Source organism: Metapseudomonas cellulosilytica (assembly GCF_049334135.1).
Lineage (GTDB): Bacteria > Pseudomonadota > Gammaproteobacteria > Pseudomonadales > Pseudomonadaceae > Metapseudomonas.
Map to the genome: position 1 here is coordinate 86,350 of NZ_JBHZGN010000010.1, position 20,662 is coordinate 107,011.

Below are 20,662 nucleotides of genomic sequence, written 5' to 3' on the forward strand. Positions count from 1 at the left end.
GAACGGCCAGTCTTGCTGGCCGGCATCAAAAGATGAGGAGTGATTCGCCCAAATGCTGAGTTTCATCGCACGCCGACTGGGGCTTCTGATCCCCACCTTCTTCGGCGTCACCCTGCTCACCTTCGCCCTGATTCGCCTGATCCCCGGCGATCCGGTGGAAGTGATGATGGGTGAGCGCCGGGTCGACCCGGAAATGCATGCCCAGGCCATGGAACGCCTCGGCCTCAACAAACCGCTGCCAGAACAGTACCTGGATTACATCGGCAAGCTGGCGCAGGGCGACCTGGGAGAATCGCTGCGTACCCGCGAGGGCGTCTGGCACGAATTCCTCACCCTCTTCCCCGCCACCCTTGAATTGGCACTCGCCGCGCTGATCTTCGCCGGCACCCTCGGCGTGCTGGCCGGGGTGATCGCCGCACTCAAGCGCGGCTCGCTGTTCGACCACGGGGTAATGGGCATCTCGCTGGCCGGCTACTCCATGCCGATCTTCTGGTGGGGCCTGCTGCTGATCATGTTCTTCTCCGTGGGCCTGGGCTGGACGCCGGTATCCGGGCGCATCGACCTGCTCTACGACATCGAGCCGAAAACCGGCTTCATGCTCATCGATACCCTGCTCAGCGACGAGGAAGGCGCCTTCGTCGATGCGCTGCGACACCTGATCCTGCCGGCCATCGTGCTGGGCACCATCCCGCTGGCGGTGATCGCCCGCATGACCCGCTCGGCCATGCTCGAAGTGCTGCGCGAGGACTATGTCCGCACCGCCCGCGCCAAGGGCCTGTCGCCGGCCCGCGTGGTCTTCGTCCACGGCCTGCGCAACGCGCTGATCCCGGTGCTCACCGTGTTCGGCCTGCAGGTGGGCACCCTGCTCGCCGGCGCGGTGCTGACCGAAACCATCTTCTCCTGGCCGGGCATCGGCAAATGGCTGATCGAAGCCATCGGCGCCCGTGACTACCCGGTGGTGCAGAACGGCATCCTGCTGATCGCCTGCCTCGTGATCCTGGTGAACTTCGTCGTGGACATCCTCTACGGCCTGGTCAACCCGCGCATCCGCCACCAGCGTTAAGGAGACCTGAACGTGAACGCCATGCAACCCCAGGTCGACCCGAGCATCCTCTACCCCTCTCCCCTCAAGGAGTTCTGGAAGGCCTTCTCCCACAACAAGGGCGCCGTCGGCGGCCTTGTCTTCATGATCCTGATCGTGTTCTGCGCCCTGTTCGCCCCCTGGGTCGCCCCCCACGACCCCAGCGAGCAGTTCCGCGACTTCCTGCTGAGCCCGCCGGCCTGGCTGGAAGGCGGCCACGCGCAGTTCCTGCTCGGCACCGACGAACTGGGCCGCGATGTGCTGTCGCGCCTGATCCACGGCGCCCGCCTGTCCCTGCTGATCGGCCTGTCGTCGGTGGTGATGTCGCTGATCCCCGGCATCCTCCTCGGTCTGGTGGCGGGTTTCTTCCCGCGCCTCCTGGGCCCGTCGATCATGCGCCTGATGGACATCATGCTGGCCCTGCCCTCGCTGCTGCTGGCAGTGGCCATCGTCGCCATCCTCGGCCCAGGCCTGATCAACACCGTGATCGCCATCGCCATCGTCTCCCTGCCCTCCTACGTGCGTCTGACCCGCGCCTCGGTGATGGGCGAGCAGAACCGCGACTACGTCACCGCCTCGCGCCTGGCCGGCGCCGGCCTGCTGCGCCTGATGTTCGTCACCGTGCTGCCCAACTGCATGGCGCCCTTGATCGTCCAGGCCACCCTGAGCTTCTCCTCGGCCATCCTCGATGCCGCCGCCCTGGGCTTCCTCGGCCTCGGCGTGCAGCCGCCCACTCCCGAGTGGGGCACCATGCTGGCCTCCGCGCGCGACTACATCGAACGCGCCTGGTGGGTGGTCTCGCTGCCTGGCCTGACCATCCTGCTCAGCGTGCTGGCGATCAACCTGATGGGCGACGGCCTGCGCGACGCGCTGGACCCGAAACTCAAGAATGCAGTCTGAGGAGCCCGCCATGAACCGCACCAACCATCATTGGCCGACCATGTCGATGGGTATCGCTCCGCTCCACCCATCCTGCGGCCGCCTCCGCTTCAGCCTGGAGGCCGCCGTATGAGCCTCCTGGAAATCAAGAACCTCAGCGTGCGCTTCGGCGACGCCAACGCCGTCCCGGTGGTGGACGGCCTCGACATCTCGGTGGACAAGGGCGAAGTGCTGGCCATCGTCGGCGAGTCCGGCTCCGGCAAGTCGGTGACCATGATGGCGCTGATGGGCCTGATCGACGCCCCCGGCCGGGTCACCGCCGACAGCCTGCGCTTCGACGGCCACGACATGCTCAAGCTCAAGGGCAGGCAGCGTCGCCACATCGTCGGCAAGGACCTGGCCATGGTCTTCCAGGACCCGATGACTGCCCTCAACCCGAGCTACACCGTGGGCTTTCAGATCGAGGAAGTGCTGCACCAGCACCTCGGCCTGAAGGGCAAGGCCGCACGCCAACGCGCCCTGGAACTGCTGGAACGGGTGGAGATCCCCGGCGCCGCCAGCCGCCTCGACGCCTACCCGCACCAGCTCTCCGGGGGCATGAGCCAGCGCGTGGCCATCGCCATGGCCATTGCCGCCGAGCCCAAGCTGCTGATCGCCGACGAACCCACCACCGCCCTGGACGTGACCATCCAGGCGCAGATCATGGACCTGCTGCTGGACCTGCAGCGCGACCAGGGCATGGCCCTGGTGCTGATCACCCATGACCTGGCCGTGGTGGCCGAAACCGCCGACCGCGTCTGCGTGATGTATGCCGGCCAGGCGGTGGAGATAGGTGAAGTGCCGCGCCTGTTCGACGCTCCCACCCATCCCTATACCGAAGCCCTGCTCAAGGCGATTCCCGAGCACAGCCTGGGCGCCCATCGCCTGTCCACCCTGCCGGGCATCGTTCCCGGCCGCTACGACCGGCCCCACGGCTGCCTGCTGTCGCCGCGCTGCCCCTACGGCCAGTCCAACTGCGTGGCCCAGCGCCCGACGCTGGACCCGCACGCCCATGGCGCCGTGCGCTGCTTCTACCCCCTTAACCTGATCGAGGTGGCGCGATGAGTGCCGTATTGACCGCCCGCGACCTGCATCGCCATTACGAAGTCTCCCGGGGCCTGTTCAAGCCAAACGCCCTGGTGCGCGCCCTCAATGGCGTGTCCTTCGAGCTGGAAGCCGGTCGCACCCTGGCCGTGGTCGGCGAATCCGGTTGCGGCAAGTCCACCCTGGCGCGTGCCCTGACGCTGATCGAAGAACCCTCGTCCGGCTCGCTGCAGATCGCCGGCCACGAAGTGGCGGGCGCCAGCAAGGCAGAGCGCAAGCAGCTGCGCCGCGATGTGCAGATGGTCTTCCAGAACCCCTACGCCTCACTCAATCCGCGGCAGAAGGTGGGCGACCAGTTGGCCGAGCCGCTGCTGATCAACACCGGCCTGTCCCGCGCCGAACGCCGCGAGCAAGTGCAGGCGATGATGCAGCAGGTGGGCCTGCGCCCCGAGCATTACCAGCGCTACCCGCACATGTTCTCCGGCGGCCAGCGCCAGCGCATCGCCCTGGCCCGCGCCATGATGCTCAATCCCAAGGTGCTGGTGGCGGACGAGCCCACCTCGGCCCTGGACGTGTCGATCCAGGCCCAGGTGCTCAACCTCTTCATGGACCTGCAGGAGCGCTACAACACCGGCTACGTGTTCATCTCCCACAACCTCGCGGTGGTGCGCCACGTCTCCAATGACGTGCTGGTGATGTACCTCGGCCGCCCGGTGGAAATGGGCCCCAGCGAGCTGATCTACAACCGCCCGCTGCACCCGTACACCAAGGCCCTGCTCTCGGCCACGCCGGCCATCCACCCGGACCCGAGCAAGCCGAAGATCAAGATCGCCGGTGAACTGCCCAACCCGCTCGACCCGCCGCCCGGCTGCGCCTTCCACAAGCGCTGCCCCTACGCCACCGAGCGCTGCAAGGTGGAAGTTCCGGAGCTGCGCCTGCTCGATGCCCGCCAGGTGGCCTGCCACCATGCGGAGACCATCAACATGTAGGGGCGAATTCATTCGCCAAGCAGGCCAACGGCCTGCCCGCTTAGTTTGAAGGGGGCCGCTTTGCGGCCCTTGGCGAATGAATTCGCCCCTACAAGGAAGCGGGCTGTGCGTCAAAGATCCCGCAACACCGCCAACCTCACCCCGAACCCCACCAATACCCCGCCGAACAGCCACTGCTGCAGCCGCTGCACCAGCGGCCGCTTGCCCAGCCAATGGCCGATGCCCTCGCCCGCCAGGGCGTAGGCCGTATCGAACACCAGCCCCACCGCCACCAATACCGCGCCGAGCAGCGCGAACTGCAACCCCAGCGGCCCGGCCTCCGGGTTGACGAACTGCGGCAGCAGCACGGAGCAGAACACCAGCGCCTTGGGGTTCAGCAGATTGGTCAGCAGCCCCCGGCGCAGGGCTTGCCAATAGGCCCGCGACGGCTGCCGCTCGCCCTCCACCACCCATGCAGCGTTCTCCGCCTGGAACAGCTTCAATCCCAGCCAGAGCAGGTAGGCGGCGCCGGCCAGGCGCACCAGGTCGAAGGTCCAGGGGGCGGTCCTGAACAGCACCGCCAGGCCCAGGCCGGCCAACGCCACGTGGCCGCTACGCGCCAGGGCCAGCCCCAGCGCGGTGGCCAGGGCCATGGCGCGGCCCTGGCGGGCACCGGTTTGCAACAGGAGGATCATGTCGGGCCCTGGCAGCAGGTAGACCACCGCCAGGGCAATCAGGAAGCCGGTCATCTTTTCGCTCCAGAACAGCCGTTGGAGCCAAGATTCTAGGTCCGAAGGCCGGGGCAGGTGCTTGCGTATTTGGCTGAAGCAGCCATGATTCCTGGCACTTTCTGCCAACCCGATCGAGTCAAACAGGCCACTTATGCCAAAACTGAAACTGGACGCCCTGGACCACCGGATTCTCGCCGCACTGCAGCGCGACGGTCGCCTGTCCAACGTGCAATTGGCCGAGGAAATCGGCCTGTCCGCATCCCCCTGCCTGCGCCGGGTCCGGCTGCTGGAAGAAGCCGGGGTGATTCGCGGCTACCACGCCAGCCTCGATCGCGACGAAGTGGGCCTGGGGCTGACGGTGTTCGTCGGGATCAAGGTGGAGCGCCACCACCAGGAACAGGCCGATGCCTTTCGCGAGGCGGTGATCAGCCTGCCAGAAGTCATCTCGGTGCATCTGGTTTCAGGCGAATCGGACTTTCTGCTGCAAGTGGTGGTGCCGGACCTGCGCGGGTACGAGCACTTCCTCACCAGCACCCTGCTCAAGCTGCCCGGTGTCAGCGACATCCGCAGCAACTTCGCCATCCAGACGGTGAAGGCGCCGGCGCCGTTGCCGTTGAATCATCTACCGAAATAAACAGGGGCGAACCGCTCTTCTGTAGGGGCGAATTCATTCGCCAAGCAGTCCGAAGGGCTGCCCTCCATTGCCAATCGGGGCCGCTACGCGGCCCTTGGCGAATGAATTCGCCCCTACACCCCAAAACAGCCCTGCAGAGTGGGTGAAATCCTACCGCCCAAAGAACCGATAGAACGCCCGCAGCTCAGCCTGGGAATCCTCCAGGCTCATGACCGTGAAGCGCAGCACCTGGTTCGCCGGGCACTGCGCCAGGCGCCCCAGGTCCAGGGCGTGGACCCAGCCGAGGATGGGGTAGCCGCCCATGGTCTGGCGGTCGGCCATCAGGATGATGGGCTGGCCATCCGGCGGCACCTGGATGGCACCGCTGACCACGCCCTGGGACCATTGGCGCTGCGGCGCGAGCAAGGGCTCGCCCTGCAGGCGGGCCCCCATACGGTCGGACTGCGGACTGAGCAGCCAGGGCCACTCGAAAAAGGCGCGGGCCTGCTGCTCGTCGAAACTGGCGGCGTCGCCACCGATGATCACGCGCAGCAGCTGCGCCGCCGTGTAATCCGGTTGCCAGGGCCAGGGCACGCCGGCGCCGCGGGGGAAGTCTCCGGCCCCGCCCGACAACAGGTCGCCTTCGCCCAGGCGCGCGCCATCACCCGCCAGCCCACCAAGGCCCTCGCGTAGCTGGCAGGCAACGCTGCCCAGCACCGGCTCGGCGCGAATGCCATCCACCAGCGCCAGGTAAGCACGCTGGCCGCTGCGGGCAAAACCGATCTGCAGGCGCTGGCCGGCCTCCAGGCGAAAACGCGACCAGCCTCGCCGTGGCTCGCCATCCACGTTCAACGGCATGTCGGCGCCGGTCAGCGCTACCCAGAGGTGGCCTTCGGCCTCCAGTTCCACACCGCCCAGGGCGATTTCCAGCACGGCGCTGCCACGGGGATTGCCCAGCAGCCGATTGGCCCAGGCCGCCGCCAACGGGTCCATCGGGCCGGCCGGCGAGACGCCCAGGTGCTGCCAACCGAAACGGCCGGCATCCTGCAGCAGGCTCAGGGGGCCGGGCTTGATCACCCGCAGGCTGTTCATGCCTCGCCCCCTTCGGCGCGGTAACGGGCTTCGTCTATGGCGAAGAAGCGCACCCGGTCACCCAGCGCCAGCGGACAAGGCGGCTCGCGCCGGGCATCGAACAAGGTCCAGGGACAGATCCCGAGCAGGTGCCAGCCGCCCGGCGAGGCCTGTGGATAAATGGCTGTCTGCCGCTCGGCGATGGCCAGGCTGCCAGCCGGTACCCGCAGGCGCGGGCTGCTCCGGCGCGGCAGTGCCAGGCGCGGGTCCAGGCCGCCGAGGTAGGCGAAGCCGGGCGAGAAACCGATGGCGCCGACGCGGTACTCGGCGCTGCTGTGGACATCCACCACCTCGGCCACTGATAGACCGCAGGATTGCGCAACCCAGGCCAGGTCCTCGCCGCAGTACCAGACAGGGATCTCGTGCAGCCGACCAGCGTCCATCGGTACCGGTTCCGCCAGCCAGGCTTCCAGCAAAGGCTCGATGTCCCGGGCCAGGGACTGGTGGTCGGTGCGGGTCAGGTCATAGTGCAACAACAGCGTGGTCCAGCCCGGCACCAGGTCCAGCAACTGGTGCCCGAAGTGCTGGCGCAGGGTTTCGGCAAGTGCGGCGATGCGCAGCGACAACCGGGCGTCCGGCTCGTCGGCCAGCACCAGCAGCAGGGATTCGGCGCCGGCGGGCTCGAGGCGGATCATAGGGCGTCCAGCTTGCCTCGCAGTCGGCGCAGCACCGCCAGGGACTCGGGGTTATCGCCATGCACGCAGAGGCTGTCGGCGGTGAGGCGCAGCGGCTTGCCGTCGATATCAGGGAAGGGCTCGCCGGCTGCGATGGCCAGGGCCTGGTCGAGGATGCGCTCCGGATCGTGGTGCACGGCGCCGGCCATACGCCGGGGCGCCAGCTGGCCGTCGGAGAGGTAGGCGCGGTCGGCGAAGGCCTCGAACATCAGCGGCACATCGGCGGCGTCGGCCAGTTCCAGTTCGCGACTGTTGTCCGCCAGCGCCAGCACCATCAGCGGCAGGCCCTTGCGGTAACTGGCACAGGCATCGAGCACCGCGGCGAGCAAGGCGTCGTCACGCACCAGGTCGTTGTACAGGGCACCGTGGGGCTTCACGTAGGCCACCTGGGTGCCGGCGGCACGGCAGAAGGCCTCCAGCGCGCCGATCTGGTAGAGCACCAGGGCGCGCACCTCTTCCGGTGCACAGGCCATATGACGGCGGCCGAAACCGGCGAGGTCCGGATAGGCCGGATGGGCGCCGATGCGCACATCGTGACGCAGCGCCAGTTCGACGGTGCGCTGCATGGTCAGGGGGTCGGCGGCGTGGAAACCGCAGGCGAGGTTCGCCTGGTCCACCAGCGGCATGGCGTGTTCGTCGTCGCCCATACGCCAGGCGCCGAAGCTTTCGCCCATGTCGCAGTTCAGCAGGATTCGTCTGTTCATGAAGGGGATTATGGCTAAAAGCCGCCGCTATTGTAGGAGCGAATTCACTCGCGATGGCCGCGCAGCGGCCCGTAGGGTGGACCACGCTTTACCGGTCCACCGTTGGAGGTTCGATCGGGCGCCGTTGGTGGATGTAAAGAGCGATATCCACCCGCGAGTGAATTCGTTCGCGAAGGCAATACCCTCTCCCCAGCTCTCTCCCTGAAGGGAGAGGGAAACATCCGTGCCGATAAAAAACGCCCCGCACATGGCGGGGCGATCATTCCCCAGGAGCAGGGATCACTCGGTGCGGTGCGGGGCGCCGTCAGTACACGTCGCGGCGGTAGCGGCCTTCATCGCTCAGCTGTTGCAGGGCTTCGTCACCCAGGAGGTCGCGCAGCGTGCGGTCGACGCCTTCGGCCATGCCCTGCAGGCTGCCGCAGACATAGATCACCGCGCCCTCGGCCAGCCAGGCGCGCAATTCATCGGCGGCTTCGCGCAGGCGGTCCTGCACATAGATTTTCTCGGCCTGGTCACGGGAGAAGGCGAGATCCAGGCGCTGCAGATCGCCCCCGGCCAGCCAGCCTTGCAGTTCCGCGCGGCAGTAGAAGTCGTGGGCCTCGTTACGCTCGCCGAACAGCAGCCAGTTGCGCTTGCGGCCGGCGGCGAGGGCCGCCTTGAGCAAGCTGCGCAGGCCGGCGAGGCCGGTGCCGTTGCCGATGAAGATCAGCGGGCGCTCTTCGTCGATCAGGTGGAAGCGGCTGTTGCGGCGCAGGCGCAGGGGCACCACGGCGCCTTCCGGCAGGTAATGGGTGAGCCAGCCCGAGGCGATACCCAGGCTGCCATCGGCATGCTGCTCCTGGCGCACGATCAATTCCAGCACACCGTCGCTGGCAAGCGACGCGATGGAGTACTGGCGCACCGCGAGGCCGATCAGCGCCTGGACCAGGGCCTGCGGCTGCAGCCCGACCAGATGCTCGAAGGAATTGGGCAGCAGACGTCCGCCCAGGGCCTGGCGCAGCGGCTGGCGCACGCCGTCCAGCTCCACCGGGGCGTCGCCGTCCAGGCCATGCTGGTCAAGCCAGGCCTGGATGACCGGCTCGGCCTGGCGCGGCAGGATTTCCACCAGGTCGCCGGCTTGCCAGAGCAATTGGCTGCCCACGGGGGCACGCAGGCGCAGGAGCCAGGTGGATTCACCCTGGCTGCCCGGGTTGAGGTGTTCGCGGCCTTCCAGGGTCCAGCTTTCGAACGCCGGGCCGCTCCAGGGCGTCAGCGCGGCGCTGCCGGATACCTGGGCGAGTTGCTGCTGCCAGTGCTGCAGGGCGCCGCCGTCGCCATTGTCCACTTCCACCGGGTCGAACAGTTGGCTGGCACCCTGCCCTTTCAACCAGGCCTGGAGGCGCCGGCCGAAACCGCAGAACTGCTCGTACTGGCGATCGCCCAGGGCCAGCACGGCGAAGCGCAGGCCGGCGAGCTGGGAGGCCTGGCCGAGTACCTTGCGCTCGAAGCCACGGGCGTTGTCCGGGGCTTCGCCGTCACCGAAGGTGCTGACCACGAAGAGTGCGTTGCGGGCCTGGGCCAGGGTACCGCTGTCCAGCGTCGCCAGCGGCTCGACCCGTACCGGCAGCCCGGCGGCCTGGAGCTGGCCGGCGCTCTGCCAGGCCAGTTGCTCGGCGAAACCGCTCTGGCTGGCAAAGCCGATCAGCCAGGAATCCTTGCCGCCGCTCTCGGCCAGCCCGCCACGGGCGGCCTTCACCGCGCGCTTCTTGCGCTTGCGATCGAGGTAGAGCAACCAGCCGGTGATGAAGAACAGCGGCATGGCCAGGCTGGCCAGCATCATCAGGATGCGCCCCGGCAGGCCGAAGTACTCGCCCACGTGCAGGGCGTAGATGCTGGTGAGCAACTGGGCCTTGAAGCTCTTCTCGGTGTAGCGGTCGCTGCGCATCACCTTGCCGCTGGCCGGATCGAGGGTGATCTGGTTCAGGGCGCGCGGGTGGGCGGCGTCTTCCAGCAGGTAGAAGACGGTGGCCGGCTGGCCGCCCACCGGCGGCAGGCGCAGGTTGTAGGCGCTCATGGTGGGGCCGGCGGTCTCGCCAATGCTCGTCCACAGGGCGTCATAGTCCACCACCGGCGGCGGGCCGGACGGTGCCTGCATGCCGGGACGGCCGCGGCCTTCGCCACGGCGTTCGCCGGGCTTGCCGTGCTGCTGGCCGGCGGGCGCGTCGGCGAGCAAGCGGTTGAGGCCTTCGCGGTACCAGTCGTAGGACCAGAACAGGCCGGTGAGAGCGGCCATGAGATAGAACAGCAGGCACCAGGTACCGGCCACGGCGTGCAGGTCCCAGTTGAAGCTGCGGCCCTTGCGCGACCAGTCGAGGGTCAGCCAGGCGCGCCAGCTGGCGGCCTTGCGCGGCCAGCGCAGGTAGAGGCCGGAGAGGCAGAAGAAAACCAGGATCAGGGTACAGGCGGCGGTGATCTGCTTGCCGAACTCGCCCATGGCGAGGTAGCGGTGCAGTTGCAGCATCAGGCCGAAGAACTGCTGACCGGTGGGCTCGCCCAGCAGCTCGCCGGTGTAGGGGTCGAAATAGCGCATGGGGCCACGGCGTTCGCCGGGCGGCGGCGCGAAGAAGACACGGGCGGCATGGCCGCTGGTGGTTTCCACCCGGAGATCGGACACCCTCTTGCCTTCCACCGCCTCGATCCGGCTCACCAGTTCGGCCGGCGGCAGTACGCCAGCCTCCCGCACCTGCACGGTGAGGGTCTCGGGATTGAGCAGGCGGAGGATCTCCTCCTGGAAGCTGTAGGCCGCGCCGGTGATCCCCATCAGGGCCAGAACCAGACCGGCACTGATACCGAACAGCCAGTGCAGCTGGAACAGGGTCTTCTTCAACACGTGATATCCCTCGGATACGCACCTGGCGGTGCGTCGAATCGCTCGTTCGCGGTCGGCCCCATGCCGAACCGGGAGGCAATTCTATTTGAGAACGGGATGCATTAAACCAGAAAACGACGCTTTTACCTTTTATTTACAGCAAGGCGGGCCCCGCATCAGGCGGGGCCCGCCGCTCGTCCGTCAGAACGCGTAGGTGGCGGTCAGGATCGCCGAACGGGCGTCGCCGTATTCGATGGCCGAGGAACGCGCGTCGGTGCCGTTTTGCTGGCGAACACGCTCCACGTAGTCCTTGTCGAACAGGTTGTTCACGTTCAGTTGCAGATCCAGGTCCTCGTTGACCCGGTAGCCGACCATGGCGTTATGCACCCAGTAGGCGTCCAGCTTGGCGGTGGTGCTGGAGCTGACGTTGCGCTCGCTGACGTAGCGGGCGCCGTAGCCCAGGGTCCAGCCTTCCGGCAGCTCGTAGGTGGTCCACAGGTTGAAGGAACGCGGCGGGGTATTGCCCAGCGCCTGGCCTTCGCGGGCGATACCGGCGGCGGTGTCGGCGGCCTTCAGGGTCTCGCTGGACTGGAAGGTGTAGTTGGCGAACACATCCCACTGCTCGGTGATATGGCCGGTCAGGCCCAGCTCCACACCTTCCACGCGCTGCTTGCCGGCCAGTTGGGTCGAGCCGTCGAGCATGGTTTCACGCGCGTTGGTCTTCTCCACGCGGAACAGCGCACCGTCCACCTCCAGGCGGCCAGCCAGCAGTTCCCACTTGGTGCCCAGTTCCCAGGACTCGTTCTTTTCCGGATCGAGGTTCTCGGTCGCCGCGGTCAGGCCACCACCGTTGGAGGCGATGCCTTCGGCTGTGGGGTTGAAGGAGTTGCCCCAGGCCACATAGAAGCGGCCGTTCTCCACCGGTTTGTAGACCAGGCCGGCGCGGCTGCTGAGCTTCTCGTCCTTGGAGGTGAAGCTGCCGGTCTGGGCGTGGGTCGCCGAGAAGGTGTCGCTATGCCCCTTGAACCAGTCGTAGCGCAGACCAACGTTGAGGTCCCACTGTTCGTGCAGGGCGATGGTGTCGAAGACGTACAGCGCCTTGTCGTCCAGCTGGTTTTCGGTGTAGCTGCTGGTGGTCTTGTTGACCGGACCGACCCAGTGGCCGGGCGGATTGCTCAGGTCGAAGCCATTGGCCGGGAACACGGCGTTGCCCAGGCCATGGTTGTAGCTCTTGAGGTCGAAGTCCTCGCGGGAGATTTCCGCGCCGGTCACCAGTTCGTGGCCGAGACCGAGGGTGTCGAAGCTGGCGCGCAGGTTGGTCTGGTTGATCCACATGGTGGTGGTGGTGTCACGGCCGGAGGCCTGCGGGCCGGCGGGACGGTAGCGCCCGGGCGGCACGCCCTGCAGGTTGACGTGGGACGCGGAGACGATGGTGTCGCGGTCGATGCGGCTGTAGCGCGTCAGGTTCTGCAGACGCAGGTTCTCATTGAAATCGTGCTCGAGGTTCGCGGTGAAGGCGTTCTGCTCGATCTCGTCCTTGTCCAGGTTGTCCCAGCCGAAGTAGTCCTCGCGGCTGACGCCACCGAGCTTCTTGCCGTTCAGGGCGGGCACGCCGTAGTCGGGCAGGTTGTCGTCGGTCTGGTGGAAGGTGCTCAGGGTCAGGCGGGTGTCTTCGTTGAAGCCCAGGCGCAGGGACGGCGCGACGCCCCAGCGCTCGCGATCGATCTCGTCGCGGCCGGGCACATCGTTCTCGTGGGCCATCAGGTTCAGGCGGAACGAACTGTTGCTGCCCACGTCTTCCAGCGGCTGGTTGGTGTCCAGGGTCAGGCGGTGGTAGTTGTCGGTGCCGAGGCCCGCGCCAAGGCGGGTGAAGGCGCGATCCATGGGCTGCTTGCTGATGATGTTGATGCTGCCACCGGTGGTGCCGGCGCCGCCGAACACCGAGTTCGGGCCCTTGATGACCTCGACCTGCTCGATATTGAAGGTGTCGGTACGGCTGGTCTGGGCGCTGTCGCGCAGGCCGTCGATCTGGATGTTGTTGTTCGCGGAGAAGCCGCGGATGTTGATGCTGTCGCCGGAGCCGCCGCCGCCCTCGCCGGCGTTGAAGGTGATGCCGGAGACGTTGGACAGCACCTGGCGCAGGCTCAGGGCTTGCTGCTCCTGAATGACTTCCTTGGGTACCACGGTGATGGTCTGCGGGGTGTCCAGCAGCGGCGCGGTGTACTTCACAGAGGAGGATTGCTCGACCTTGTAGGTCTTCTCGCTCGACTTGCCATCGACGTTGACGGTGCCGAGTTCCAGGGCCTTGCCCTCTTCGGCGGCCAGAGCCAGGCCGGAGGACGACGCCATGGCCAGGCCGACGGCGGAGGCCAGCAGGGCACGTTGTGGCAGGTTGTTCTTTTTGCTCATAAGAATCACTCCCCAATGAAGATGGGGCGCGATTCTATTTGCGAATGTTTATCAGTAAAGTTTTGCACATCATCTTTACAAAATCTTTACATTTGTCGGATTTTTCCAGGAAATGCTTAAAACCGGAGATTTTCTGCGAAAAAGACCGGATTTTCCCTACAAGCAACGGGAAGCCGCAGGGTATTTTCAGCCATTCGAAGAATCGTGATTCGCCCACGGCGAAGCGTGACCAAAGGGTCATTTTTCAGGCCCGGCACACAGGCTGGCAAAGAAGGCCCACTGATGATCCGGATAACCAATTCGCCGCCTGTGCCGGGGGGCACTCGGTCACCTAGCGCCAGAGCAGCGAGGCGTCGATATCGGCCAGGGTCGGGCAGCCGGTCAGCGCCATGGCCACCTCCAGCTCCGAGCGCAGCATGTGCAGCACATGGGCCACTCCCGAAGCGCCTGCCGTGGCCAGGCCATGGACATAGGGGCGGCCGATCATCACGGCGCTGGCACCCAGGGCCAGGGCCTTGAGCACATCGGTGCCACGGCGGACACCGCCATCCAGCACCAGCGGCACCCGCCCGGCGACGGCCTGCGCCAGGGCAGGCAGCACATCCAGCGTGGCGGGCAATGTGTCCAGGGTGCGGCCACCATGGTTGGAAACCACTATCCCCGCCACGCCCTGCTCCACCGCCCTCGCGGCGTCGCAGGCGCTCATCACGCCTTTCACCAGCACCGGCAGCCGGGTAAGGGATTGCAGCCACTCCAGGTCTTTCCAGGTCGGCGCATGGGCCAGCAACGGACTGCCGAACAGCGGGCTGGCGCCCGGTTGGGCGATGCTGGGCGGCAAGTTGCGCATGCCCTTGAGATTCACCGCCTCGACGCCTTCGGGAAGGGTGAAGCCGGCACGCTGTTCGCGGTTGCGCACGCCGTTCACCGGCGCATCCACCGTGACCAGCAGCGCCCGGTAGCCCGCCGCTTCGGCGCGCCGCACCAGCTCGCGGGTGAACTCGCGGTCAGGCTGGATATAGAGCTGGAACCAGAGCGGCGTATGCGCGGCCTCGGCGATGGCTTCCAGGCTGACGCTGGCCTGGGTGCTGACCACCATGGCCGCGCCCATGGCCGAGGCGCCCAGCACGGTGGCCAGCTCACCCTCGGGGTGCGCCAGCTTCTGGAAGGCCACCGGCGCCAGCAGGATGGGGTAGTCCAGGTCGAGCCCGCAGAGCTGCAGGCGTGTATGACCTCCACCCAGGTCGTCCAGCACCCGGTTGAGCAGGCGCACACGCTGGAAGGCCGCCAGGTTGTCGGCCAGGGTCAGCTCGTCCGCCGCGCCACCGGCCAGGTAGGCCCAGGCCCCGGGCGCCATGCGCTCACGGGCGAAGGGCTCGTAGTCGGCAACGGCGACGATTTCAGCGGGAATCTGCTGGAGCTTGGGAAGCGGTGTCATGGCGCGGGTTGCCCTCAGTGGCGGCGCCCGCCGAAAGAGCCGGCTGACAAGGGTTCGCCAATAAACGTGGCGCTCATCTTACTGGGGCGGGAAAGCGCGAGGGAACTGGGCGAAGTGCCGCGCCGGGTGGCGCGGCGGGTGGCAAGCCTCAGAACGACAGCGTGGCCGACAGCACGGCCGAGCGGGCATCACCGTACTCGATAGCCGAGGAACGTGCCGCATCGCCCAGGGTAGTGCGCACGCGCTCCACGTAGTCCTTGTCGAACAGGTTGTTGAGGTTCAGCTGCAGGTCCAGGGTCTCGCTGGCCTTGTAGCCCAGCATGGCGTTGTGCAGCCAGTACTCGTCCAGCTTGATCCGGTCATCGGACGAGGTGAGATTGCGCTCGCTGACGTAGCGCGTGCCATAGCCGACCCGGACATTGCCCGGCAGGTCGTAGGTGGTCCACAGGTTGAAGGAGCGTGGCGGCGTGTTGGCCAGCGCCTGCCCTACGCTTGCGATTCCCTTCGGCGTGTTGGCGTCCTTGCGGACTTCACTGTCGAGGAAGGTGAAGTTGGCGAACAGGTTCCACCGCTCGGTGAGCTTGCCGGTCGCCGCGAGTTCGAAACCCTGCACCCGGCGATCACCCGCCAGCGCCGTCGAGCCGTCGACCATGGAGACCCGCGCATTCTTCTTCTCCACCTGGAAGATGGCGGCATCCAGCTCCAGGCGACTATCCAGCAGTTCCCACTTGGTACCCAGCTCCCAGGTCTCGTTCTTCTCCGGGCCGAGCTTCTGGGTCGCCTCGCTGAGGCCCGAGCCCATGGTGGCGAGATTTTCCGCCGAGGGGTTGAAGGAGTTGCCCCAGGCCACGTAGAGGCGGCCGAAGTCGGTGGGCTTGAACACCAGCCCGGCACGGCTACTCAGGCGCTCGTCGCTGGAGCTGTAGCCCTTGGTGGTCCAGGCGCCCTTGGCCAGGCTGCGGTTCTCGGCATCGCCGTCCACCCAGTCGTAGCGCAGGCCCAGGCTCAGGTCCCACATCTCGTCCAGGGCAATGGTGTCGAAGGCATAGAGCGCCCGGTCGATCAGGCGCGTCTCGACCAGCGAGGAGAGTCCTTTATCGGTCGGCCCACTCCAGTAGCCGGGCGGGCTGGCCAGGTCGAAACCGCCATCGGGAAACTTGAGGCCGTAGGAATAGACGTCGCGGTCATAGGTCTCGCGGGACAGCTCCAGACCGCCGACGAAGGTATGGCCGAACCCCAGCGTGTCGAAGTCCGCCGTGAGGCTGGTCTGGCTGATCCACATCTTGCTGGTGACGTCGCGCCCATAGGCTTGCGGGCCCGCCGGCAGGTACTTGCCCGGCGGCAGCTTGTCGATATTGATATGGGCGGCGGAGATCACCGTGTCGCGGTGGATCTGGCTGTAGCGGGTGAGGCTCTGCAGCGACAGGTCGTCGTTGAACTGATGCTCCAGCTTGAGGGTGAAGGCGTTCTGGCTGATCTCTTCCTTGTCCAGGTTGCGAAAGCCGAAGTAAGCGTCGCGGCTGACGCCCGCCACCCGCTTGCCATTGATGATGGGCACGCCATAGTCGGGCAGGTTGTCGTCGGTCTGGTGGAAATAGCTCAGGGTCAGGCGCGTGTCATCGCTCAGGCCCAGAGCCAGGGATGGTGCCAGGCCCCAGCGCTGGCGCTCGATCTGCTTGCGGTCGGGCACGTCGTTCTCGTGAGCCATCAGGTTCAGGCGGAAGGCGCTGCCGTTGCCCACCTCATCCAGCGTCTGGTTGGTGTCCAGGGTCAGGCGGTGGTAGCTGTCGGTGCCCAGGCCCGCGCCGATGCGGGTGAAGGTTTCACCCAGCGGTTGCTTGGTGATCTGGTTGACCGTACCGCCGGTGGTGCCCATGCCGCCGAATACCGAGTTGGGGCCCTTGATCACCTCCACCTGCTCGATGTTGAAGGTGTCGGTGCGGTTGTTCTGCGCGCTGTCGCGCAGGCCGTCGATCTGCATGTTGGAGTTGGCCGAAAAGCCGCGGATGTTGATGCTGTCACCCGAACCACCGCCGCCTTCCCCGGCGTTGAAGGTGATGCCGGAGACATTGGACAGCACCTCGCGCAGGCTCAGGGCCTTCTGGTCCTGGATCACCTCCTGGGGCACCACGGTGATGGTCTGCGGGGTGTCCAGCAGCGGTACCGCGTACTTGACCGAAGACGAGCGCTCGACCTTGTAGGCCTTCTCGCGCTTTCCGTCGACCTTCACATTGTCCAGTTCCAGGGCCTTGCCCGGTGCATCGGCCATGGCATGGCTGCCGAGACCGGCCAGGGCGGTGCCAATGGCGGCGACCAGGAGGTTGCGCTGCGAAAGTCTGAGTGGTGCGGCTTGTTGTTCCATGAGAGTGCTCCCCAGTTGAATGGGGAGCGACTCTATTTAGGAATGATTATCAACAAAAGACAGCCGACGCAGGTTCGGAAATGCCCTTGGGGAGAGCGGAAAATCCCTACAAGCAAGACGCCGTATCTGTGGGGGCGAATTCATTCGTTATGTCTGCGTTAAGTGTTGGGATGTGGCGCAGAGGCCCGTAGGGTGGGCTTCAGCCCACCATCGGAGGTCAGCGTGGGCTAAAGCCCACCCTACAAGGCTGAGCCTGCGAAGCCCAGCGATGTGCAGGGTGTTGGGCCTCGCTGCGCTCGGCACCAACCTACGGAGTCCAGGTTGGCATCGCCCCACAAAGGAGAACACCGCCCGCCCTGGGCGCGCAAAGAACAAGGCCCGCCATATGGCGGGCCTTGTCCGAAGCGCATGCAGCCTTACAGGTAGAAGGCCTTCAGCGGCGGGAAGCCGTTGAATTCCACCGCGCTGTAGCTGGTGGTGTAGGCGCCGGTGGAGAGCCAGTAGAGGCGGTCTTCGGCGGCCAGGTTCAGCGGCAGGCCGTACTTGTAGTTCTCGTACATGATGTCGGCGCTGTCGCAGGTCGGGCCGGCGATGACGACTTCTTCCATCTCGCCCTTCTTCTCCACCCAGATCGGGAACTTGATGGCTTCGTCCATGGTTTCGATCAGGCCGGAGAACTTGCCCACGTCGGTGTAGATCCAGCGCTCGACGGCGGTGCGGGACTTGCGTGCCACCAGCACCACTTCGCTGACCAGGATGCCGGCGTTGGCGATCAGGGAACGGCCCGGCTCGAGGATGATTTCCGGCAGCTCGTCGCCGAAGTCTTCCTTGAGGAAGCGGATGATTTCCTCGGCGTAGGTTTCCAGGCTGTTGGTGCGCTGGATGTAGTTGGCCGGGAAGCCGCCGCCCATGTTGATCATCTGCAGGGTGATGCCGTCTTCTTCCTTCAGGCGCTCGAAGATCACCTTGACCTTGGCGATGGCCGCATCCCAGACGTCGATATCGCGCTGCTGCGAGCCCACGTGGAAGGACACGCCGTAGGGCACCAGGCCCAGCTGCTTGGCGAGGATCAAGAGGTCCAGGGCCATGTCCGGGTTGCAGCCGAACTTGCGCGACAGCGGCCAGTCGGCCGAGGTGGAGCCTTCGGTGAGGATGCGCACGTAGACCTTGGCACCCGGAGCGGCCTTGGCGATGTTGCGCAGGTCGGCTTCGGAGTCGGTGGCGAACAGGCGCACGCCTTTCTCGTAGAAGTAGCGGATGTCGCGGGCTTTCTTGATGGTGTTGCCGTAGCTGATGCGCTCCGGGCTGACGCCGGTCTTCATCACCTTGTCCAGCTCATAGATGGAGGCGATGTCGAAGTTGGAGCCTTTGTCGCGCAGCAGTTCGGTGATCTCGGTGGCCGGGTTGGCCTTCACCGCGTAGTAGACCTTGGCGAAGGGGAAGCAGCTGACCAGTTGATCGTAGGAATCGGAGATGGTCTGTTTATCGATCACCACGAACGGGGTTTCCTGCTTGTCGGCGAACGCCTTCATGCGCTGGAAAGTTTCGGGCGAGAAATAGTCTTCGACCTTGATCGACATGCGAGGGACTCCAAATGGCAAAACAAACGAAAGTTGTTAGGGGTGGCCCAGTCGTTGGACAACAGGCCTGAACGTCTGATCAGTTTCCCCACTTTGGTTCGCCTACTTCCCAAGGCATGTCGCCGAGGATTTTCAGTCGTTCCAGACTTCAAACCTCTCGTCGTCAGTACTTGAGCCGGATGGATCGTTGCCAGCATGGACGTTCGGGCGCGAACTTTAGGACCACAGGAACCACAGATCAATCAAAAATTGCCGCTTTGCCGCATCCCTTTGTCGCATCGGCAGTTGACTGTTTGGAATCCTCAACAAAACGTCATGGAATGCTGCACAGATGCGGATTTCAGGGTGATGACAGGGGTAGAGGTGCGTAGGGTGGATGTCGCTTTTTACATCCACCAACAGGGCCCGGCCGAACCCCGAAGGAGACACGCGCGCCCCGTACGCCCGGCGGCGCTGATCGGCCGCCCATTTCCCGCTATAATCCCGCGTTTTTCCGGGCCGTCCGCGCCCCGCCACCGACTCCAACGGGCACCAATCCATGACCATCCAGGCTGCCGAAGTCGCGAAACGCCGCACCTTCGCCATCATTTCCCACCCCGACCTTACCCTCTAGGTCAGGCTGCGACAGGCCCTGCCATATTCTCAAATAATCTACTGATTTTATTGAAGAATCTCCGGTCACCCGCGACAATCAAAGACATCCGAAGACAGGCTAAGCCACACGCTTTATGTACACGGCAGCGTACATAAATCAGCCCTTCGAGACCTTTGAAAAATTGTGTACGCACATCCGGAGGGCCCCATGGCGATCTCGGATACCTGGCTTAAAGCCAACAGCGGCAAGCCCCGCGCGGCGAGGGAAGAGAAGGCCGACCGCGAGGCCTTAAGCGTGCGCATCACCCCCAAAGGCAAAATCACCTTCCAGCTGCGCTACCGCTACGACGCGCGCCCCTGCCGTCTTGATCTTGGCACCTATCCCCTGATGTCACTCAAAGAGGCCCGCGCAGAAGCACAGCGCCTGCGTGCCCAGCTGGAGCAGGGACATGACCCCAAGGTGGTCAGGCAGCTGGAAAAGCAGGCGATCCTCCAGGCCGACTCCATCGAGTCCCTATTCCGGCAGTGGTATGCGTCCTACTGCAAAGGCAACAAGAAGGGGCACCACGAAATCCTGCGCTCCTTCGAGATTCATGTGTTTCCGACGATTGGCCATCTCCCGGCGGGCAAAGTCACCCTGCACGAATGGCTGGCTCTCCTGGAGCAGCAGGCGAAGGTCAGGCCCGGCATCGCCGACCGCATCCTGGTCAATGCCAAGCAGATGCTCAAATGGGGTATGAAACGCCAGCTCATCCCCAGCCATCCGCTCTCCGACATCAACGCCAAGGAAGACCTGCAAATCAAAAAGGTCGCGGGCTCTCGCTCCCTGTCCTATGAGGAAATCAGGTTCGTATGGAAGGCCATCGAGCAGTCGCGCATGGCGACCAAGAACAAGATTTTCCTGAAACTCTGCTTGATCTATGGATGCCGCAACGGCGAGCTGCGCGTCAGCGAGAAGGGGCATTTCGACTTCAAGGCGATGGTCTGGACGGTGCCTGCCACCAACCACAAGCTCGGCAAGAACTCAGGCAAGCCGCTCTTGCGTCCCATCACCCCGGAGACGGAGGCACTGATCCGGCAGGCCATCGACTTGAGCAAGGGCAGCGCTTATCTGTTCACCAACAGCGGCACGAGCACACCGATGGGGACAGGCGCGCCCCTGCAGTTGCCCTACAACATCATGCAGTGGCTGCGGCGGCACGAAAAATACGAGATGGCGCACTGGTCTGTTCACGACTTGCGAAAGACCGCACGGACGAATTTCTCGACGCTGACCGAGCCCCACATTGCCGAAATCATGCTCGGCCATAAGCTGCCAGGCAGTTGGCAGGTCTACGACCATTACGACTATCTGGCCGAGCAAAAAGAGGCTTACAGCGCCTGGTGCAAGCGCCTGGAAAGCCTGACGGGATTCTGTTGAAAAAGTAACTGCCATTCCTTGGCACCAACAGAATCGCGCTGTCATCGGGTATCGGAGCAGGCAGCATGATGGAACAGTTCTCTCACACCCGCGATCTGCGATAGCACTGTTCGCACAGACCTTGAGAAGTGGCAGTCAGCCGGTTCCAGC

15 protein-coding genes and 1 pseudogene are annotated in these 20,662 nt (G+C 65.3%); 7 read left to right on the forward strand and 9 right to left on the reverse strand.

Annotated elements, in window-relative coordinates:
* Window positions 1-52: 52 nt before the first annotated feature.
* From ACFW0H_RS14545 to ACFW0H_RS14560, 4 genes are all read left to right on the forward strand, one after another.
* On the forward strand, window positions 53-1,063 hold the full coding sequence (locus tag ACFW0H_RS14545) for an ABC transporter permease subunit (RefSeq protein ID WP_422914589.1): 1,011 nt from the start codon (window positions 53-55) through the stop codon (window positions 1,061-1,063).
* 21 nt (window positions 1,064-1,084) lie between these two features.
* Window positions 1,085-1,981 carry an ABC transporter permease subunit gene (locus ACFW0H_RS14550; RefSeq protein WP_422914715.1) on the forward strand — a complete coding sequence of 299 codons (897 nt, stop codon included), beginning with the start codon at window positions 1,085-1,087 and terminating at the stop codon, window positions 1,979-1,981.
* A gap of 108 nt (window positions 1,982-2,089) precedes the next feature.
* Window positions 2,090-3,064: an ABC transporter ATP-binding protein gene (locus ACFW0H_RS14555; protein WP_422914590.1), complete on the forward strand. Its 975-nt coding sequence runs from the start codon at window positions 2,090-2,092 to the stop codon at window positions 3,062-3,064.
* On the forward strand, window positions 3,061-4,032 hold the full coding sequence (locus ACFW0H_RS14560) for a peptide ABC transporter ATP-binding protein (protein WP_422914591.1): 972 nt from the start codon (window positions 3,061-3,063) through the stop codon (window positions 4,030-4,032). The genes ACFW0H_RS14555 and ACFW0H_RS14560 overlap by 4 nt, the downstream gene beginning before the upstream one ends.
* Before the next feature lie 110 nt (window positions 4,033-4,142).
* On the opposite strand, the gene ACFW0H_RS14565 is transcribed toward ACFW0H_RS14560, so the two are convergent.
* On the reverse strand, window positions 4,143-4,760 hold the full coding sequence (locus ACFW0H_RS14565; protein WP_422914592.1) for a LysE family translocator: 618 nt from the start codon (window positions 4,758-4,760) through the stop codon (window positions 4,143-4,145).
* 142 nt (window positions 4,761-4,902) lie between these two features.
* Here ACFW0H_RS14565 and ACFW0H_RS14570 point away from each other — a divergent pair, with 142 nt between their 5' ends.
* Window positions 4,903-5,376 (forward strand): Lrp/AsnC family transcriptional regulator, encoded by a 474-nt coding sequence (locus ACFW0H_RS14570; RefSeq protein WP_422914716.1) that lies wholly within the window; start codon window positions 4,903-4,905, stop codon window positions 5,374-5,376.
* 150 nt (window positions 5,377-5,526) lie between these two features.
* Here the strand turns inward: ACFW0H_RS14570 and ACFW0H_RS14575 are convergent, their stop codons facing one another.
* From ACFW0H_RS14575 to ACFW0H_RS14610, 8 genes are all read right to left on the reverse strand, one after another.
* Complete coding sequence (locus tag ACFW0H_RS14575; RefSeq protein ID WP_422914593.1) at window positions 5,527-6,447, reverse strand: 5-oxoprolinase subunit C family protein; 921 nt, start codon at window positions 6,445-6,447, stop codon at window positions 5,527-5,529.
* Entirely contained in the window at window positions 6,444-7,121 is a 678-nt protein-coding gene (pxpB, locus tag ACFW0H_RS14580) for a 5-oxoprolinase subunit PxpB (RefSeq protein WP_422914594.1), read from the reverse strand. The genes ACFW0H_RS14575 and pxpB overlap by 4 nt, the downstream gene beginning before the upstream one ends.
* On the reverse strand, window positions 7,118-7,864 hold the full coding sequence (locus ACFW0H_RS14585; protein ID WP_422914595.1) for a 5-oxoprolinase subunit PxpA: 747 nt from the start codon (window positions 7,862-7,864) through the stop codon (window positions 7,118-7,120). Before ACFW0H_RS14585 ends, pxpB begins: the two co-directional genes overlap by 4 nt.
* Before the next feature lie 304 nt (window positions 7,865-8,168).
* Window positions 8,169-10,730, reverse strand: a complete 2,562-nt coding sequence (locus ACFW0H_RS14590; RefSeq protein ID WP_422914717.1) for a PepSY domain-containing protein — start codon at window positions 10,728-10,730, stop codon at window positions 8,169-8,171.
* Between the two features lie 183 nt (window positions 10,731-10,913).
* A complete protein-coding gene (locus ACFW0H_RS14595; protein WP_422914596.1) occupies window positions 10,914-13,121 on the reverse strand; it encodes a TonB-dependent receptor in 2,208 nt (735 codons plus the stop codon).
* A gap of 331 nt (window positions 13,122-13,452) precedes the next feature.
* On the reverse strand, window positions 13,453-14,556 hold the full coding sequence (locus tag ACFW0H_RS14600; RefSeq protein WP_422914597.1) for an alpha-hydroxy acid oxidase: 1,104 nt from the start codon (window positions 14,554-14,556) through the stop codon (window positions 13,453-13,455).
* Window positions 14,557-14,704: 148 nt separating this feature from the next.
* Complete coding sequence (locus ACFW0H_RS14605; protein WP_422914598.1) at window positions 14,705-16,918, reverse strand: TonB-dependent receptor; 2,214 nt, start codon at window positions 16,916-16,918, stop codon at window positions 14,705-14,707.
* Between the two features lie 416 nt (window positions 16,919-17,334).
* On the reverse strand, window positions 17,335-18,498 hold the full coding sequence (locus ACFW0H_RS14610; protein ID WP_422914599.1) for a type III PLP-dependent enzyme: 1,164 nt from the start codon (window positions 18,496-18,498) through the stop codon (window positions 17,335-17,337).
* 538 nt (window positions 18,499-19,036) lie between these two features.
* Here ACFW0H_RS14610 and ACFW0H_RS14615 point away from each other — a divergent pair.
* A pseudogene (locus ACFW0H_RS14615) lies at window positions 19,037-19,099 on the forward strand (hypothetical protein); the annotation flags it as partial.
* Window positions 19,100-19,300: 201 nt separating this feature from the next.
* Window positions 19,301-20,512 carry a tyrosine-type recombinase/integrase gene (locus ACFW0H_RS14620; RefSeq protein WP_422914600.1) on the forward strand — a complete coding sequence of 404 codons (1,212 nt, stop codon included), beginning with the start codon at window positions 19,301-19,303 and terminating at the stop codon, window positions 20,510-20,512.
* The last annotated feature ends 150 nt before the right edge of the window (window positions 20,513-20,662 follow it).

Coding starts and splice junctions, on each gene's coding strand:
- ACFW0H_RS14620 (WP_422914600.1), top strand. CDS start 19,301: ATGGCGATCTCGGATACCTGGCTTAAAGCCAACAGCGGCAAGCCCCGC.
- ACFW0H_RS14550 (WP_422914715.1), top strand. CDS start 1,085: ATGCAACCCCAGGTCGACCCGAGCATCCTCTACCCCTCTCCCCTCAAG.
- ACFW0H_RS14600 (WP_422914597.1), bottom strand. CDS start 14,556: ATGACACCGCTTCCCAAGCTCCAGCAGATTCCCGCTGAAATCGTCGCC.
- ACFW0H_RS14545 (WP_422914589.1), top strand. CDS start 53: ATGCTGAGTTTCATCGCACGCCGACTGGGGCTTCTGATCCCCACCTTC.
- ACFW0H_RS14610 (WP_422914599.1), bottom strand. CDS start 18,498: ATGTCGATCAAGGTCGAAGACTATTTCTCGCCCGAAACTTTCCAGCGC.
- ACFW0H_RS14575 (WP_422914593.1), bottom strand. CDS start 6,447: ATGAACAGCCTGCGGGTGATCAAGCCCGGCCCCCTGAGCCTGCTGCAG.
- pxpB (WP_422914594.1), bottom strand. CDS start 7,121: ATGATCCGCCTCGAGCCCGCCGGCGCCGAATCCCTGCTGCTGGTGCTG.
- ACFW0H_RS14565 (WP_422914592.1), bottom strand. CDS start 4,760: ATGACCGGCTTCCTGATTGCCCTGGCGGTGGTCTACCTGCTGCCAGGG.
- ACFW0H_RS14585 (WP_422914595.1), bottom strand. CDS start 7,864: ATGAACAGACGAATCCTGCTGAACTGCGACATGGGCGAAAGCTTCGGC.
- ACFW0H_RS14605 (WP_422914598.1), bottom strand. CDS start 16,918: ATGGAACAACAAGCCGCACCACTCAGACTTTCGCAGCGCAACCTCCTG.
- ACFW0H_RS14560 (WP_422914591.1), top strand. CDS start 3,061: ATGAGTGCCGTATTGACCGCCCGCGACCTGCATCGCCATTACGAAGTC.
- ACFW0H_RS14595 (WP_422914596.1), bottom strand. CDS start 13,121: ATGAGCAAAAAGAACAACCTGCCACAACGTGCCCTGCTGGCCTCCGCC.
- ACFW0H_RS14555 (WP_422914590.1), top strand. CDS start 2,090: ATGAGCCTCCTGGAAATCAAGAACCTCAGCGTGCGCTTCGGCGACGCC.